Raw genomic sequence first — 17,471 nt, 5'->3', positions numbered from 1 at the left:
CTATGTCTCGCGCTACAACATCAGCAGGCCTCACAGCTATAACGACTACAGGTCGCCGGTCGTGAAGGAAAGGTTGGCGGCGTGAACCGTAATCGGTGTCCAAGATTACTTGACCAGTTCAAGCCCCCTCCCACATTCGACCGCATTCCAAACTGTGGGAGGGGGCTTGCCCCCGATGAGGCCATCACTGCCTGAACTCAAATGCCCTTGAACACCCCCGGCCGCTTCTCGACCATCGCCCGCACGCCTTCCTTGGCATCCTCGCTGTTGAGCAGTTTATCCACCATCGGCGGCAACGCGGCTGCCGCCACGGTTTCACCTTCCATGCGCGCCAACCGGGCCGACATCAACGTGGCCTGCACACCCAGTGGCGCCTGACGGGCGATGCGGTGGGCCAATTCGACGGCGCGCGGCAGCAGGTCTTCGCTGGCCATCACTTCCTGCACCAAACCCAGGCGCAGCGCGTCATGGGCGTCGAACTCATCGCCGGTGAGCAGCCAGCGCATCGCGTTGCCCCAGCCGGCGACCTGATGAAAGCGCAACGTCGCGCCGCCGAACGGAAAGATGCCACGCTGAACTTCCATCTGCGCAAAGCGCGTGTTGCTCGCGCAAAGATTGATATCCGCCGCCAGCATCAACTCGATACCGATCGTCAGGCAGTAGCCTTGGGCCGCGACGATTACCGGTTTGCTCACGCGCGGCCCGGCAAACACGCCCCAGGGATCACACCCACCCAGCGGCGGTTGCCAGCCACCGGCCATCACGCCGCTGACATTGGCCAGGTCCAGCCCGGCCGTGAAGTGATCACCATGGGCAAACACCACCGCCACCCGCGCGTCGTCATTTCGATCAAATTCGCCATACGCCAGGCTCAGCTCATTGAGCAGGTCCAAGTCGAAAGCGTTGCGTTTGGCCACCCGGTCCAGGCCCAGCAACAGGACATGGCCCTGGAGTTCTCGGCTGACGCGGCTGCTGCTGGCTGGATTCATCGGGGGTGCCCTCGGGCGCGGGGAAGGGTTTCAGACCAAAGGGACTGAAAGGTCGGGTGAACCGTTTAAGCGTTATGACCAGCAGGGCCGGGCCTTTGAAAAATAGACCCTGCCGGTGTTCTCTGCAAAGGCTGTGACGCAGCTCGGTTTATCAGTGCTTTGCGATAAAAAAAGCTCCCTTTTTCAGCTATTTCCGGTATAGTGCGCGCCGGCCTTTAACCGGGCCGCGTTTAGGTAGCGCAATTCCCCGAAGTCAGCTTCGGCTGCACGTCCGCACAGCGGACTCTCCCTTGACGAATCTTTTTCATTCATTCGTTTTCGCAAATCCCCGCCGACAAAGCAGCCAGGGCGACTCTTGAGTCTCAACACGGCATGCGCAGCTTTGGAGCATGGGTCTTTGCGGATGCACTTAGAGGCAGACCCATGACCCAGGAAACCGGCGGCTTCGCCGCTTTTAATCTTAACCCGAACATTCTCGCTGCCGTCATCGCGACCGGCTACGAAGAACCTTCGGCGATTCAGCAGCAATCGATCCCGATCATCATGGCCGGCCAGGACATGATTGGCCAGGCGCAAACCGGTACCGGTAAAACCGCCGCGTTCGCCCTGCCTATCCTGCATTGCATCGATCCTGCCAAGCGCGAACCGCAAGCCCTGATCCTGGCGCCAACCCGTGAGTTGGCGCTGCAAGTAGCAACCGCTTTTGAAACCTACGCCAAGCAAATGCCAGGCGTAACCGTTGTGGCCGTTTACGGCGGCGCGCCTATGGGCCCACAACTCAAAGCTATCCGTAACGGCGCACAGATCGTTGTCGCCACCCCGGGCCGTCTGTGCGACCACCTGCGTCGTGACGAGAAAGTCTTGTCGACCGTGAACCACCTGGTTCTCGACGAAGCTGACGAAATGTTGAAGCTGGGCTTCATGGATGACCTGGAAGTCATCTTCAAGGCACTGCCACCGACCCGTCAGACCGTACTGTTTTCGGCCACCCTGCCACAGTCGATCCGTGCCATTGCCGAACGCCACCTGCGCGATCCGCAACACGTGAAGATCCAGACCAAGACTCAGACCGTTACCGCGATCGAACAGGCTCACCTGTTGGTTCACGCTGACCAGAAGACCTCGGCTGTATTGAGCCTGCTGGAAGTCGAAGACTTCGACGCCCTGATCATGTTCGTACGTACCAAGCAAGCGACCCTGGACCTGGCCAGTGCCCTGGAAGCCAAAGGCTATAAAGCCGCTGCGCTGAACGGTGACATCGCCCAGAACCAACGTGAGCGCGTGATCGACTCCCTCAAGGATGGCCGTCTGGACATCGTTGTGGCGACCGACGTTGCCGCCCGTGGTCTCGACGTTCCACGTATCACCCACGTGTTCAACGTTGACATGCCGTACGACCCAGAGTCCTACGTTCACCGTATCGGCCGTACCGGCCGTGCCGGTCGCGAAGGCCGTGCACTGCTGCTGGTGACTCCACGTGAGCGCCGCATGCTGCAAGTGATCGAGCGTGTAACCGGCCAGAAAGTTGCCGAAGTCCGCCTGCCGGATGCCCAGGCAGTCCTGGATGCTCGCATCAAGAAACTGACCAACAGCCTGGCGCCACTGGTGGCTGACGCTGAATCGACCCACGGCGACCTGCTGGACCGCCTGACCGCCGATATCGGTTGCACCCCGCGTGCCCTGGCTGCAGCTCTGCTGCGCAAAGCCACCAACGGTCAGGCCCTGACCCTGGCAGCCATCGAGAAAGAACGTCCACTGGTTCCGAACAACGCGCCACGCGGTGATCGTCCAGAGCGTACCGGCGACCGTCCGGACCGTGGTGACCGTGAGCGTCGCGCTCCGGTGCCACTGGCTGAAGGCCGTGCTCGCTGCCGTACCGCGCTGGGCGCGCGTGATGGCATCGCTGCCAAGAACCTGCTCGGCGCTATCCTCAACGAGGGTGGCCTGGCACGTGAAGCCATCGGTCGCATCCAGGTGCGTGACAGCTTCTCCCTGGTGGAGCTGCCGGAAGACGGTCTGGAAAAACTGCTGACCAAGCTGAAAGACACCCGCGTTGCCGGTAAGCAGCTGAAGCTGCGTCGCTACCGCGAAGATTGATCCGCCCTTGGGCTGATTGATCGAACATAAAAAATCCCCGACTGGTTCGGGGATTTTTTTTGCCTGGCATTTCTGGATCAGCACTCGGTCAACGGTGGGAGCAAGCCCCACAGTTCGATGTCCATCAGCCGAAACGGTAGATGTCCATCCCCAGCGCGCCCAGCGTGAAGCCCTGGTGCGCCACGCTGAAATCGCCACCGGCGCCCCGCGCAAAATACAGCGGCAGCAGGTGCTCATCGCTGGGATGACTGCGCACCGCATGGGGCGCCTGTCGGCGATAGTCATGCAATGCAGCCTCATCATTGGCGGCCAGCTTATCCACCACCCAGTCACGGAAGTCCCGTGCCCACGGCTCAATGCTTTCGGCCCCCGCGTGCCAGTCCAGTTCGCCCAGGTTATGGGTGATGCTGCCCGAGCCGATCAACAACACGCCTTGCTCACGCAGACTGCTCAAGGCATGCCCGACGCGTGTCTGCAGGGCAGGGCCCATACGGCTGGGCAGGGACACCTGCACCACCGGAATGTCAGCCGCCGGGTACATCAGCGACAGTGGCACCCAGGTGCCGTGGTCAAACGGGCGGCGCTCGTCTATGCGTGCATTCAGGCCATCGGTGTGCAGCCGTTGGACAACCTCGCTGGCCAGTTGCGGATCGCCCGGCGCCGGGTACTGCACCGCAAACAGTTCGCGAGGGAAGCCGCCGAAGTCATGCCAGGTTTCGGGCGCGGGGCTGCCGCTGACCAGCAGTTCATGGCTCTCCCAGTGTGCCGACACCACCACGATCGCCTTGGGCCGTGGCAGCTCGGCAGCCAGACGCTGCAATGCCGGGCCGCTGGCGCCGGGTTGCAGGGCAAGCATGGGCGAACCGTGCGAGATAAACAGGCTGGGGAGCATAAGTGGGGTCCTGAGCGTTAACATGGGCCCATCTTCAATCAGATCATTGATCTAAATCTAATATAAGTTTTAGTGCCTTTTGATCGAATTTCCGGGGGGATCCATGGAGCCTAAATTTTGGCAAGAGCGCTGGGCGCGCAATCAGATCGGCTTTCACTTGCCCGAGGTCAATCCGTACCTGCTGCGGCATTGGTCGCATCTGTCCCTGGCCGATGACGCCAAAGTGCTTGTGCCGCTGTGTGGCAAAAGCCTGGACCTGATGTGGATGGCCAGTCATGGGTTGCGCGTCATGGGCGTGGAACTGTCGGAGCAGGCCGTCGAAACGTTTTTCAGCGAGCAGAGCCTGACGCCACACATCACCCGGCGCGGTGCCTTCACGGTCTACCAGGCAGATTTGCTTGAGGTGTGGTGCGGCGATTTCTTCGCCCTGGGCGCCGAGGATCTGGCCGACTGCACCGCGCTATATGATCGCGCTGCATTGATCGCCTTGCCGCCGCTGATGCGTGCGCAATACGCCGAACATCTGAACACTTTGCTGCGCCCAGGGTGTCAGGGGCTGTTGGTCACCCTTGATTATGACCAGACCCAAAAGGCCGGGCCGCCGTTTGCGGTGACGGATGACGAAGTAGCGGTGCTGTTTGGTTTGAAATGGACCTTGGAGGTGTTGGAGGCGCGAGACATCCTGGGCGAGAGTTGGAAGTTTGTGCAGGATGGGGTTACGCGGCTTGATGAGCGTGTCTATCGGCTGGTTATGCGTTGACCGGGGCAGTTCGTGCGCGGCGCTGGGACGGCGCTGAACCTGTGGCGAGGGCGCTTGCTCCCGCTGACGGCCTGGCAGACGAGCGCCATCTAACGGTCAGACCGCGATCCAAATGTGGGAGGGGGCTTGCCCCCGATAGCGGTGTGTCAGTCGATTCATCAGGTGACTGATTCAGCGCCATCGGGGCCTCGGTATCTACACCACTCTGGGTATGGCGCTGAACCTGTGGCGAGGGAGCTTGCTCCCGCCGGCTGCCTGACAGCCGACCACCATCTAACGGTTAGGCCGCGATCCAAATGTGGGAGGGGGCTTGCCCCCGATAGCGGTGTGTCAGTCGATTCATCAGGTGACTGATTCAGCGCCATTGGGGCCTCGGTATCTACAGCACTCTGGGTATGGCGCTGAACCTGTGGCGAGGGAGCTTGCTCCCGCCGGCTGCCTGACAGCCGACCACCATCTAACGGTTAGGCCGCGATCCAAATGTGGGAGGGGGCTTGCCCCCGATAGCGGTGTGTCAGTCGATTCATCAGGTGACTGATTCAGCGCCATTGGGGCCTCGGTATCTACAGCACTCTGGGTATGGCGCTGAACCTGTGGCGAGGGAGCTTGCTCCCGCCGGCTGCCTGACAGCCGACCACCATCTAACGGTTAGGCCGCGATCCAAATGTGGGAGGGGGCTTGCCCCCGATAGCGGTGTGTCAGTCGATTCATCAGGTGACTGATTCAGCGCCATCGGGGCCTCGGTATCTACACCACTCTGGGTATGGCGCTGGACCTGTGGCGAGGGAGCTTGCTCCCGTGGCGGGCTGGCAGACGACCAGGATGTTGGATCAGACCAGGTACATATCCGTTATTTGGGTAACGGCCACTATGGGTTCCGCTTTTACAGCGGCTCACTTTTGGAAGAGCGCCAAAAGTAACCAAAAACGCTCTTGCCCCAACACTCGGCACCTCGCTCACGCTCGGTGTGCCCGTAATCCGACAGGTATTTGGGGGGGGGCGCCTGAGATCAAAAGCGAGATCAAGATCAAGATCAGGATCAAGAGCGGCTCGCTTCGCATCGTGGTTAGTGTTGGTTGCTGCAAAATTGTGTGGATACCTATGGCCATTGCGAGCGCCCACAAAAAAGGGGCGATCAGATCGCCCCTCCTTGTGTCACCTTGCCATCAGCCCCGACGGCGCAGTGCGTCGATACGCTCTTCCAGCGGTGGGTGGCTCATGAACAGGCGAGCCATGCCCTGTTTGATGCCGCCGTTGATGCCGAAGGCGGTCAGGCTGTCCGGCATATGCACCGGCAGGCCCTGTTCGGAGCGCAGGTGTTGCAGTGCTGCGATCATCGCCCCGGTACCCGCCAGGCGGGCCCCGGCTTCGTCTGCGCGGAATTCCCGTTTGCGCGAGAACCACATGGTGATCGCGCTGGCCAGGAAGCCCAGCACCACTTCGGCGAAGATGGTCGCCACGAAGTAGGCAATGCCCCGGCCGCCTTCGTTCTTGAAGATCACCTTGTCGACGAAGTTGCCGATGATCCGCGCGAAAAACATCACGAAGGTGTTCACCACGCCCTGGACCAGTGCCAAGGTGACCATGTCACCGTTGGCGACGTGGCCGATTTCGTGGGCCAGCACGGCTTTCACTTCATCGTACGAGAAGCGTTCCAGCATGCCCTGGCTGACCGCAACGAGTGCGTCGTTCTTGTTCCAGCCGGTGGCAAAGGCGTTGGCTTCATAAGCCGGGAAAATCCCGACCTCGGGCATCTTGATCCCCGCCTCGCGGGACAACTGCTCGACGGTTTGCAGCAACCATTGTTCATGCCGGGTACGTGGCTGGGTGATGACCTGGGTGCTGGTGCTCATCTTCGCCATCCACTTGGAGATGAACAGCGAGAACAACGAGCCGGCGAAACCAAAGACCGCACAGAAAACCAGCAGCTGATTGAGGTTCAGGTCAACCCCGTTGGCCGCCATGAACCCGTTGAAGCCGAAAAGGCTCAAGGTGATGCTGGCAATCAGCACGACCGCAAGGTTAGTGGCCAAGAACAGCAGGATGCGCATCATGGTTGTAGAGTTCTCCTCATGCTTAATATGTCGCGTACTGCGGGGTATATAAGGTGCGGCATGGGGTGATTCAACCGAGCGACTATTTCAAACTGTGTCCTACAGCCAGAACGTAGAGCCTTGAAGGGATTTTCCTAGAGGGAAAAGGCCCCTTGATCGGTTCTTCGGTGCCTTGCAGCCCTGTAATTATAGGGGGCGGATGGCTTTTGCGAGTCCCGCGAAGTGTTGAAGCGAGGAAAGGGCAGAGAAGTGTTGCCAGATACTCGCTGTACGACCGACTGTCGGTCGCACAGCGCCGTTTCCATTACTGGCGATAGGACTTGAGGAAGTTGCCGATGCGACCAATGGCCATGTCCAGGTCATCCACACGCGGCAAGGTCACCACGCGGAAATGGTCCGGCCACGGCCAGTTGAACGCGGTGCCTTGCACCACCAGCAGTTTTTCCGACAGCAGCAGGTCGAGCACGAACTTCTCGTCGTTGAGGATCGGGCAGACCTTCGGGTCGATCCGCGGGAAGGCATACAGCGCCCCCATGGGCTTCACGCAGCTCACGCCCGGGATCGCATTGAGCAGCTCCCACGTACGGTTGCGCTGTTCCAGCAGGCGGCCCTGGGGCAGGATCAGGTCATTGATGCTCTGGTAGCCGCCGAGGGCGGTCTGGATCGCATGTTGGCTCGGCACGTTGGCGCACAGGCGCATGTTGGCCAGCATGTCGATGCCTTCGATGTAGCTTTGGGCGTTGTGCTTGGGCCCGGAAATGGCGATCCAGCCGGAGCGGAAGCCCGCCACGCGGTAGGACTTCGACAGGCCGTTGAAGGTCAGGCACAGCAGGTCCGGCGCCAGGGAACCGGTGCAGATATGCACCGCATCGTCGTAGAGGATCTTGTCGTAGATCTCGTCGGAGAACACCACCAGGTTGTGCTGGCGTGCCAGCTCGAGCATGCCCAGCAACACTTCCTTGGAGTACACCGCGCCTGTGGGGTTGTTCGGGTTGATGATCACCAGGGCTTTGGTATTCGGGGTGATCTTGGCCTTGATGTCGGCCAGGTCCGGGAACCAGTCGGCGCCTTCGTCACACAGGTAGTGCACCGGGTGGCCACCGGCCAGGGTCACGGCGGCGGTCCACAGCGGGTAGTCCGGCGCGGGTACCAGGACTTCGTCGCCATTGTTGAGCAGCGCCTGCATGGACATCACGATCAGCTCGGACACACCATTGCCCAGGTAGATGTCTTCGATGCCGACACCTTCGACCTGCTTCTGCTGGTAGTACTGCATCACCGCCTTGCGCGCGCTGAACAGGCCCTTGGAGTCACTGTAGCCCTGGGCGGTGGGCAGGTTGCGGATCACGTCCTGGAGGATTTCGTCCGGCGCTTCGAAACCAAAGGGCGCCGGGTTGCCGATGTTCAGCTTGAGGATGCGATGGCCTTCCTCTTCCAGGCGCTTGGCGTGCTTGAGCACTGGGCCGCGAATGTCGTAGCAGACGTTGGCGAGCTTGTTCGATTTGCTGACCTGCATGGCGATGTGATCCTGAAAATGAACGATCCAGACGGTGTGGGCACTACCGTACGTTGAATCCTGCGCAGGCCGCACCCATAAATACGTTTGAATGCCGGTAGCGCGGGTGCCAGACTGGCGTTTTGAAGAGGCGCAATCATACGTGCCGCCTGATCTATGGAAAAGATACAGATCAGGGTTTTTCAATTGCCGAGGTGTACCGATGGAAAAGCTGCAGAAAACCGTTGATGAATGGAAGGCAATGCTCGACCCAGAGCAGTACAACGTGTGCCGTCTCAAGGGCACCGAGCGGCCTTTCAGCGGCAAGTACAACGCAACCAAGACCGACGGCGTGTATCACTGCATCTGCTGCAACGCGGCGCTGTTCGATTCGACCACCAAGTTTGATTCCGGCTGCGGCTGGCCGAGCTTCTACGCGCCGATCGCCGACAGCGCGATGGTCGAGATCCGCGACGTCAGCCACGGCATGATCCGCACCGAAGTCACCTGCGCCAAGTGCGATGCGCACCTGGGCCACGTGTTCCCGGACGGCCCGCCGCCGACCGGCCTGCGTTATTGCATCAACTCGGTGTGCCTGGACCTCGTCCCGCGCTAGCGATCGGGTTGTAACCCGATCGAAAAATGGGGGAGCGGGCCCGCTCCCACCTGATACCGTGCCATTCGCTCAGTCAATTAAATTGCACACAATTGAATTGCCTACTATGTTTATCCCTCTTTCCCCCCTTATCGAGGCACTGCCATGAGCGACAACCTGCTGAGTATCCCTTGCACCACCATCAAGGGTGAGCAAAAGACCTTGGCCGATTTCGCCGGCAAGGCCATCCTGGTGGTCAACACCGCCAGCAAGTGCGGTTTCACCCCGCAGTACAAAGGCCTGGAGCAACTCTGGCAGCAGTACAAGGACCAGGGCCTGGTGGTGTTGGGCTTCCCTTGCAACCAGTTCGGCAAGCAGGAACCGGGTAACGAAGGCGCGATTTCCGAATTCTGCGAGCTGAACTTCGGCGTCAGCTTCCCGCTGTTCAAAAAAATCGACGTGAATGGCAGCGATGCTCACCCGTTGTTCGTGCAGTTGAAGAAACAGGCACCGGGCCTGCTGGGTTCCAAGGGCATCAAGTGGAATTTCACCAAGTTCCTGATTGGCCGTGACGGCCAGGTCGTCAAGCGGTTTGCCCCGACCACCAAGCCGCAGGACCTGACCCAAGAGATCGAAGCCCTGCTCAAATGACCGTGTCCCTGGCGCTCGACCACCAACTGTGTTTCAAACTCTACGCCGCCTCCAGGGCCGTGACCCGCGCCTATAAGCCGATGCTTGATCAGCTTGGCCTGACCTACCCGCAATACCTGGTGATGCTGGTGTTGTGGGAGTGGCATGCCGCAGCGCCGGCACACCCCACGGTCAAGGCCCTGGGTGAGCGCCTGATGCTTGACTCGGGCACGCTGACGCCGCTGCTCAAGCGTCTTGAGCAACTCCAGTGGGTGCGGCGCCAGCGCAGCGCCAAGGATGAGCGGGAAGTGCACCTGAGCTTGAGTGAAACCGGTGTGCAATTGCGCGACCAGGCCTTTGGCCTCAAGACCCGTCTGCTGTGCGACAGCGGCATCGACCTGAACCAGGCCGACGCGTTGCGCGATGGCCTGGACCAGTTGCTTCGCCAGATCAGAGACTTGTCGTCTTCGGCACCCACAGCTCCAGCAAACCGCTGAGTTCCTCGCGGCGAAACGGCTTGGCCAGGTAGTCATTCATGCCCGCGGCGCGGCACCGCTCGCGCTCTTCGGACAAGGCGTTGGCGGTCAACGCGACGATGGGCAGGTCTGGCCAGCGCCCGCTGCGACGGATCTGCCGACTGGCCTCGTAACCGTCCATCACCGGCATATTGCAGTCCATCAACACCATGTCGAAGCGCTGGTCCTCAAGAAACTTGAGGGCCTCGCCGCCATGGGCGGCCACGATCACCTCACACCCCAGTTTGCTCAGCATGCCTTTGGCCACCAGTTGGTTGACCGCGTTGTCCTCCACCAGCAGGATGCGCGCCCGGTGCGCCAGGGGCGCGGCTTCCATCTGGATGGGGTCGATGATCAGCGGGTTATCGCTGCGCAGGTTACGTTGCAAAATCTGATACAGCGCGTTGCGGCTCAACGGGCGCGCCTGTTGCTGCAAGGGGGCCAGTGCCGCGACTTCTTCGCCCGGCATGAAATTGCCATAGGCGGTTACCAGCAAGATCGGCGCGCTGATGGAAGGGCGCAGACGGAACAGGCATTCGGGGCAATCGGTGATCAGCAGGTCCGGGGTTTGCCCGCTCACGTCTTCATCACGCGGGTAGCAGCGCGGTGTCAGCCCCCAGTGGGGCAGCAGGGTGGTGAGCAGTTCGGTCAGGCCGCTGCCGGCGCTGGTGATGGCGATCACTTCACCTTTGAGCGGTGTCGGTTGCACGGCGGGCAAATGGATCGGCAACGGCAGGTCGGCGCAGAACTGGCTGCCGAAGCCCACCTCCGAGCTGATGCTCAAGCGGCCCTTCATGGCTTCACACAGGTTGTGCGTCAGCGCCAGGCCCAGGCCCGTGCCGCCAAACTGGCGGGTGATGCCGGCGCCCGCCTGGGTAAACGGTTGGAATATCTTCACCTGGGCTTCCTGGGCAATGCCGATGCCGGTATCACACACTTCAATGCGCACCCGGCCTTCCAGCGCGCTTAGGCGTACATCGACTCGGCCGAAGCGGGTGAACTTCAAGGCATTGGACAGCAGGTTACTGACGATCTGGCGCACACGGGTCGGGTCACCCAAGACCTGGGCGGGAAACTGCGGGTCGATCAGGCAGGTCAGTTCGACGCTTGGCGCCGCGTTCTGCGACAACAGGTTGGCGGTGTCTTCCACCAGTGAGCCCAGGTCAAACGGGATGCGCTCCAGCTCCAGCTGGCCGGCGTCGAACTTGGACAGGTCGAGGATATCGTTGAGCAATTCCACCAGCACCTTGCCCGAGTCATGGGCGATGGACAGTTGCTGACGTTGTTCAGCATTGAGCGGGCTGTCCAGTGACAGTGCGATCATCCCCAACAGGCCGTTGAGCGGGGTGCGGATCTCGTGGCTCATGTTGGCCAGGAACGCCGCCCGCGCCTGCGCCATGCCCAGTGCATGCATCTTCGCCGCTTCCAGTTCGGCGTTGGACTGGCTCAACTGCTGGTTGCTGGCCTTGAGCTCCAGGGTCCGGGCGGAGACGATGTCCTCCAGTTGCCCCAGGTATTCGGTCAGGCGATCCTCGGCGTGACGGCGCTGCTGGATCTCCGTCTCCATGTTTTCGAACTGCTGGTTGGCAACGTTCACCAATACGCCGATTTCGTCGTGTTCGTGGCCGGGCGGACAATCCAGGCGTGCCTGTCTGCGGTGACTCAGCTCGCGGATAATGCGCACCAGCGGTTGGGTCAACATCACGTAGAACAAGCCCAGCAGGATGCCGGTCAGCAACAGGCTGCGGGCGAAGCCGTTGAGCAGGGTGATCTCGGCACGGTGCAGGAAGCGGCTGCCAAACGCATAGGTGTCCACGTCCAGGCGCAGTACACCGAGGGATTCGTTGGGCATATGACTGAGGAACAGCCGGTCTTCGAACCGGCGGTTGGCGCCAAACAGGAAATCGCTGATGGGCCGGTAGGTGCTTTCCTTGTGCGGCCGGTCGACATCGGCGAGTACCACGCCATTGTTGTCGATCAACTGGGCGTGAATGATGGCAGGGGAGTGCAGCAGGCCCAGGGTCAGTTCCTGGGCCAGTTCGGCGTCAATGTTGTAGGCGATGCGTGACGCGGGGTTGTGGCTGATTTCGATCAGTGAGCGAATTTCACGGTTGATGGATGCGTCTTCGCTGGCATAATCAATGCCGATTTGGATCAGGCTGAGCAAGGTTCCCAAGACGAAACCGACCAGCACAGTCAATCTGGCTTGTTTATAAGACAAGCGGTGGGCGAACTTGATATCCATCGAGTGTTGAACCACTTCACGTTTCCCTTCGCCCGGCAAGCATAGCTGAACATCCATACGCTCTGGCCTGCCCGGCATGAATCGTTTTTTTACGCAGCCTCGTGCGGTCTGCCGCAGGGCTGCCAATACGCCATCTTTTGCAAGAACTTGCCAGAGGAATAATCGTGGACTCTCGATTGAATGCCTTTCTTGAGCGGGCCGATGCAGTACTTGCCCGCCTGGAACCGCTGTTGCCCGCGCCCCGCCAAACCATCGATTGGAACCAGTGCCTGGCTGCCCGCTGGCAGCGTGAAGGCCGTAGTGGTTTCCTGCTGCCACTGGACGTGAGCCTCGACATGCGCCTGTCCGACCTGATCGGCGTGGACAAGCAACGTGAAACACTGGCGCGCAACACCCAACAATTCATCGACGGCCTGCCCGCCAACCACGCGCTGCTGTGGGGCTCGCGTGGCACCGGCAAATCATCCATGGTCCGCGCCCTGCTGGCCCACCACGCCGAGGCTGGCTTGCGTCTGATCGAGATCGAGCGCGATCATTTGGCCGACCTGCCGCGTGTGGTCGAGCAACTGCTCAAGCTACCGCAGCGCTTTATCCTGTTCTGCGATGACCTGTCGTTCGAGGCCGGTGAAGGCGATTACCGCGTGCTTAAAAGCGTGCTGGATGGCTCCCTGGAGCAAGCGCCGGAAAACGTGCTGTTGTACGCCACCTCCAACCGCCGCCACTTGGTGCCGGAAAACCAGAGTGACAACGACAACTGGAAACGCGTGGATGGCGAACTGCACCCCAGCGAGGCGGTGGAAGACAAGATTGCCCTGTCCGACCGTTTTGGCTTGTGGCTGTCGTTCTACCCCTTCACCCAGGAGCACTTCCTGGAGGTGGTGGAGCATTGGATCGGCGAGCTGGCGAGCAAGGCCGGTTTGCAGTGGCAGCGCGATGAAGCCCTCGACATCCTCGCCGTGCGCTGGGCCACCGGTCGCGGCAACCGCAACGGCCGTTGCGCCTACCAATTCGCCCGTTACTGGGTGGGTCTCAAATTGCTGGAGCTTCAACCATGATCGATCTACACAGCGCCGGCACTGGCCTGGATGGCTACGCCATGCTCTGCGCGCAACTGGAGTCGCTGCTGGCCGATGAGCGCGACTTTATCGCCAACAGTGCGCAGTTTTCTGCATTCCTGTTCAACCAGCTGGACGACCTGAACTGGGCCGGCTTCTACCTCAACCGCAACAAAGAGTTGGTGCTTGGGCCGTTCCAGGGCCAGATCGCCTGTGTGCGCATCCCGTTTGGCCGCGGGGTGTGCGGTGCGGCGGCGGCGTCGCGGCAAACCCAGCGGGTCGAGGATGTGCATGCGTTTCCCGGGCACATTGCCTGTGACAGCGCCTCCAACAGCGAACTGGTGGTGCCCTTGGTCAAGGACGGCAAACTGGTTGGCGTCCTCGACCTCGACAGCCCGTCGCTGGCGCGTTTTACCCTCCAGGATCAAGCGGGCATTGAACAGCTGGCGGCGATTTTCCTGCGCTTGACCGACTGCTGATCACGCAAGGGGCGGCATCCGCCCCTTACCGGCCATCCAGGCCGTGAAGCTGCCCTTGCAGTAACCTTTCCAGCTCCAACATGAGGCTCTCCAAGGCTTTCGCACCGGTTTCGATCAGCGCCCAGTCATCGCCGCGCACGCACGCCTGTTCCAGGGTTTCGCACTGTCCGGCCAGTGGCGTCGCCTGAACGATGCGGGCAGCTCCCTTGATTTTGTGGGCCTGCTCGATGATGTCCTGGAGCGGTGCGTGGGCACCAATCAGCGCAGTCAGTTCCTGGCGATCATGTCGACTGCTGCTGAGCAGTTCCTCCAGCAAACGCCAGCTCAACTGAGGATCGCCGCCGGTCAGGGCCTCGAAGTTGCCGAGGTCCAGGTGCAGGGCGGCCGGTTGTGGGGCGATCTGCGCCAGTTGCCGCTCCAGTGCCGTGAGGCTGATGGGTTTGAACAGGCAATCGTTCATGCCGGCTTCAGCGCAGCGTTGTTTCTCCTCGGGCTGGGCATTGGCGGTAAAACCCAGCACCACGCAAGGCACCCGTTGCTCACGCTGTTCATATTCGCGGATCGAGCGACTCAACTCGTAGCCATTCATGATGGGCATGTTGCAGTCGGCGATGACCAGGTCGAAGCGCTCCTGGCGCCAGGCCTGGAAGCCGGCGGCGCCGTTCTGCGCAGCGGTGAACTGATGACCCAGGTAACCCAGTTGCTGGCACATCAGCAAGCGGTTGGCGGGGTGATCATCCACCACCAGCACATTGAGTACGCGCGCGGTTGCCGGCGCCTCGGGCTTGGGTTCATGCGTTGTCTGCAGCGGCTGCAGGCGCGCCATTTTCAGGTTCACATGCACTTGGGTGCCCACCATAGGCACGCTGCTCAAGCTCAGTTGCCCGCCCATCATTGCGCACAGGCTGCGGCAGATAACCAACCCCAGGCCGGCGCCACTCCTGGCGAGCTGCCCGGAATTGTCAGCCTGGGCAAAGGGTTCGAACAGGCGCAACTGATCATCCCGGCTGATACCGATCCCCGTATCCTCGACCACCAGCTTCATCTCGACCTGTTGCGCCACATCGGTGGGCAATACCTCCACCTTGATGTTTACCTGGCCACGCTCGGTGAACTTGATGGCATTGCTGACCAGGTTCGACAGCACTTGCTTGAAGCGCAGCGGGTCGATCAGCACTTCGGTGTCATCGCGGTCGGGCTTGAACTCAAGGGACAGGCTGAGGGTCTTCTGGCGCGCCAGGCCGTCGAAGACACGCACCACCGACTCGATCACTTCGCGTAGGTTGACGCGCTCCGGGGCCAGGCTCAGGCGGCCGGATTCGATGCGCGCGATGTCGAGGATATCGCCGATCAACTCCAGCAGATCCTTGGCCGAGTTGTACGCCACTTCGATGGCCGGGCGATCAAGATGGCCCTGGTCGGCTCGCTTGAGGGTCAACTCCAGCATGCCGATCACTGCGTTCATCGGCGTACGTATTTCATGGCTCATGGTGGCGAGGAACGTGCTCTTGGCCCGATTCGCCTCGTCGGCGCGTTCTTTGGCGGCGCGGATCTCATCGAACAGTTGGCGTCGCTCGCTGATGTCAATCCAGCCCCCGATGATCCCCTGTACTTCCCCGGTAGAGTCGCGGTACGGCAGGATCCAGTGGTAGATCGTCAGTTTATGCCCACGGATATACAGGGTGCGATCCAGGATCAGCGGGTTGCCTTCGGTCATCACCCGCTGATAATCGGCATGGTATTGCTCGGCGTCTGTTTCAAGCGCCTCGCTCATCTGGAGGGCACTTTTGCCGATCACGTCCTCGCGCTTGACGTCGAACACCTGCAGGTAGCTGTCGTTGCAGGTCTGCAGCAGGCCTTTACGGTCACGTACATAGATAGGGTGCGGGGTTTCGTTGACCAGCGCGCGCATGAACTCGAACTGATCATTGAGGGCTCGCTCAGCCATCTTGCGATGTTTGATCTGGCGGCGCATGTAGGCGTTCCAGGCCAGGGACAGCAGCAGCAAAAGCCCGGTGCCAATGATGATGCGGGTGATCAGTTGGTGATAGTTGCGCCAGTAGCTGTCGGAGGCGGCGGTGTAACCACGCCAGCGACTGTTGATCACGCCCAGCTCGTCCGGGGCGATGCTCAGCAGGGCCTTGTCGAGAATCGAGCTGAGTTCGGTGGCACTGCGCGCCGTCGCCAGGGCAAAGGTGGCCGGAGCCGTGCCGATACTGGTGCTGATCTGCAATTTGTCCTGGAACATCGAGGACGACAGCAAGTAGTTGGCGACGACCAGGGAGTTCACCGCGCCTTCCACCTGCCCTTGGGCCAGCAGTTCCGAGGCCCTGAAGGTGTCGCTGGCCTTGACCAGTTGGACCTCTGGAAAGTCGCGGCGCAGGAGGGATTCCAGAGGATTGCCCGGGGTGATTGCCAGGCGCTTGCCGGCCATCTGCTCCAGGTTCGAGGGGGCGTCAGCTGCTTTGCGAGTCAGCAGCACATAGGAGTTTTCCAGGTAAGGTCGACTGAAGTTCAGTTGCGCTTCCCGTTCAGCGCTGGGCACGATTGCGCCAATCATGTCGACTTTACCGGCGTCCACCTGTTCGATCATCGCGCTCAGGTCACGCCCGCGATGGATCTCGAAGCGCAGCCCGGTGCGCAAGCGGATCAACTCCAGCAGGTCAGCGGTGATGCCGCGGAAATTGCCTTCGGCGTCGAAGAACGTCAGCGGGGCGAAGGTTTCGTTCACAATCACTTTGACCACCGGGTGGTCCTTCAACCAACGCTCCTCACGCTGAGTCAGTTGCAACTTCTGGTCGGTCAACAGGATGTCGCTGCCGGCGCTCCAGCGCTTGGCGATGGTTTCCCGTTCATTGGTAGGGACGGCCGTCAGCACCGCGTCGACAATACTCAAGAGCGTGCGCTGGTGCTGGGGCATGGCAAAGCTGAACCCATAGGCCTCGTGTTTGCCGAAGTTGGCCATGTGGATGTTTTTCAGGTAGCCCTTATTGATCATGTAATGGGTGGAAATGGTATCGCCGAGGAATACGTCAGCCTGGTCGAATGCCACCGCATTCAAGGCATTTTGATAGGAGGGGTAAGCGCGGATGATCGCCTGCGGATACAGTTTTTCCACCTCGCTCAGGGGCAGGTAGTGGTAGACCAGGGCCAGGCGCATTCCGGCCAGCCCATCATTCAGGCTGCGGGTCTCACCTTCGCGGGTGACCAACACCGGCTGGTCAACGGCATAGGGTTCGGAGAGCGTGAGGTTCGGGTTTGCCGCCTCAAAGCCGTTCGAGGTGCCCAATAAGTCAATATCGCCTGTTTCAAGGGCGCGGATAGCGGCCTCTCGGGAGGGGTAGCGCAATACCTTTACCGGCAAGGCCAGCGTCTTGGCGAGCAGGCCGGCGTAATCGGCGGTGAGCCCCTCATAGTCGCGACCACTGGACGTAAGGTCGAAGGGAGGATAGTCAGGCGATGCGGTGCCCAGCACCAATTCGCGTTTGTTTTGCAGCCATTGGCGTTGGGCCTTGTTCAGGTGGGTTTCCAGTTGAACGGAGCCTGCACGGCTCAGCAAGGTGAAATGTTCCGGGCCCGTTTGATGGTTCGCGAGCACGGCGGTGCTGAAGCACAAGCCGGCACTCAATGTAATCAGATAGTCCTTTATACGCCTGGGCATCCGC

The 17,471-nt window shown here is 60.8% G+C and carries 13 protein-coding genes; 7 read left to right on the top strand and 6 right to left on the bottom strand.

What is annotated here, in order from left to right; translation table 11 throughout:
* Positions 1-197: 197 nt before the first annotated feature.
* Positions 198-989: a crotonase/enoyl-CoA hydratase family protein gene (locus tag QCBJ_RS05850; protein ID WP_012723002.1), complete on the bottom strand. Its 792-nt coding sequence runs from the start codon at positions 987-989 to the stop codon at positions 198-200.
* Positions 990-1,412: 423 nt separating this feature from the next.
* Between QCBJ_RS05850 and QCBJ_RS05845 the strand changes: the two genes are divergently transcribed.
* Entirely contained in the window at positions 1,413-3,086 is a 1,674-nt protein-coding gene (locus QCBJ_RS05845; RefSeq protein WP_003233351.1) for a DEAD/DEAH box helicase, read from the top strand.
* Positions 3,087-3,210: 124 nt separating this feature from the next.
* On the opposite strand, the gene QCBJ_RS05840 is transcribed toward QCBJ_RS05845, so the two are convergent.
* Complete coding sequence (locus tag QCBJ_RS05840) at positions 3,211-3,978, bottom strand: class III extradiol ring-cleavage dioxygenase (protein ID WP_102060291.1); 768 nt, start codon at positions 3,976-3,978, stop codon at positions 3,211-3,213.
* Between the two features lie 103 nt (positions 3,979-4,081).
* Between QCBJ_RS05840 and QCBJ_RS05835 the strand changes: the two genes are divergently transcribed.
* Positions 4,082-4,738: a thiopurine S-methyltransferase gene (locus QCBJ_RS05835; protein WP_102060290.1), complete on the top strand. Its 657-nt coding sequence runs from the start codon at positions 4,082-4,084 to the stop codon at positions 4,736-4,738.
* A gap of 1,166 nt (positions 4,739-5,904) precedes the next feature.
* Here QCBJ_RS05835 and htpX read toward each other — a convergent pair.
* Both htpX and QCBJ_RS05820 read right to left on the bottom strand, forming a co-directional pair.
* Entirely contained in the window at positions 5,905-6,792 is an 888-nt protein-coding gene (gene htpX / locus QCBJ_RS05825; RefSeq protein ID WP_012723005.1) for a protease HtpX, read from the bottom strand.
* Between the two features lie 304 nt (positions 6,793-7,096).
* Entirely contained in the window at positions 7,097-8,308 is a 1,212-nt protein-coding gene (locus QCBJ_RS05820; RefSeq protein ID WP_012723006.1) for a pyridoxal phosphate-dependent aminotransferase, read from the bottom strand.
* Between the two features lie 202 nt (positions 8,309-8,510).
* On the opposite strand from QCBJ_RS05820, the gene msrB reads away from it, so the two are divergent.
* The 3 genes from msrB to QCBJ_RS05805 all read left to right on the top strand — a co-directional run bounded on the left by msrB (position 8,511) and on the right by QCBJ_RS05805 (position 10,009).
* Entirely contained in the window at positions 8,511-8,903 is a 393-nt protein-coding gene (gene msrB, locus QCBJ_RS05815; protein WP_046036488.1) for a peptide-methionine (R)-S-oxide reductase MsrB, read from the top strand.
* A 144-nt stretch (positions 8,904-9,047) separates the two neighbouring features.
* A complete protein-coding gene (locus QCBJ_RS05810) occupies positions 9,048-9,533 on the top strand; it encodes a glutathione peroxidase (protein WP_012723009.1) in 486 nt (161 codons plus the stop codon).
* Entirely contained in the window at positions 9,530-10,009 is a 480-nt protein-coding gene (locus QCBJ_RS05805) for a MarR family winged helix-turn-helix transcriptional regulator (RefSeq protein ID WP_012723010.1), read from the top strand. Before QCBJ_RS05810 ends, QCBJ_RS05805 begins: the two co-directional genes overlap by 4 nt.
* Here QCBJ_RS05805 and QCBJ_RS05800 read toward each other — a convergent pair.
* Complete coding sequence (locus tag QCBJ_RS05800; RefSeq protein WP_102060292.1) at positions 9,963-12,272, bottom strand: ATP-binding protein; 2,310 nt, start codon at positions 12,270-12,272, stop codon at positions 9,963-9,965. The genes QCBJ_RS05805 and QCBJ_RS05800 overlap by 47 nt on opposite strands.
* A 164-nt stretch (positions 12,273-12,436) precedes the next feature.
* On the opposite strand from QCBJ_RS05800, the gene QCBJ_RS05795 reads away from it, so the two are divergent.
* Positions 12,437-13,327: an ATP-binding protein gene (locus tag QCBJ_RS05795; RefSeq protein WP_012723012.1), complete on the top strand. Its 891-nt coding sequence runs from the start codon at positions 12,437-12,439 to the stop codon at positions 13,325-13,327.
* Complete coding sequence (locus tag QCBJ_RS05790; RefSeq protein WP_102060289.1) at positions 13,324-13,806, top strand: GAF domain-containing protein; 483 nt, start codon at positions 13,324-13,326, stop codon at positions 13,804-13,806. The genes QCBJ_RS05795 and QCBJ_RS05790 overlap by 4 nt, the downstream gene beginning before the upstream one ends.
* A gap of 25 nt (positions 13,807-13,831) precedes the next feature.
* On the opposite strand, the gene QCBJ_RS05785 is transcribed toward QCBJ_RS05790, so the two are convergent.
* Positions 13,832-17,467 carry a transporter substrate-binding domain-containing protein gene (locus tag QCBJ_RS05785; RefSeq protein ID WP_102060288.1) on the bottom strand — a complete coding sequence of 1,212 codons (3,636 nt, stop codon included), beginning with the start codon at positions 17,465-17,467 and terminating at the stop codon, positions 13,832-13,834.
* Positions 17,468-17,471 lie beyond the last annotated feature (4 nt).

This window comes from Pseudomonas sp. QC2 (genome assembly GCF_002859085.1).
Lineage (GTDB): Bacteria > Pseudomonadota > Gammaproteobacteria > Pseudomonadales > Pseudomonadaceae > Aquipseudomonas > Aquipseudomonas petroselini.
Note: the sequence above shows the minus strand (reverse complement) of the source record. Positions and strands in the feature narration are given on the sequence as shown.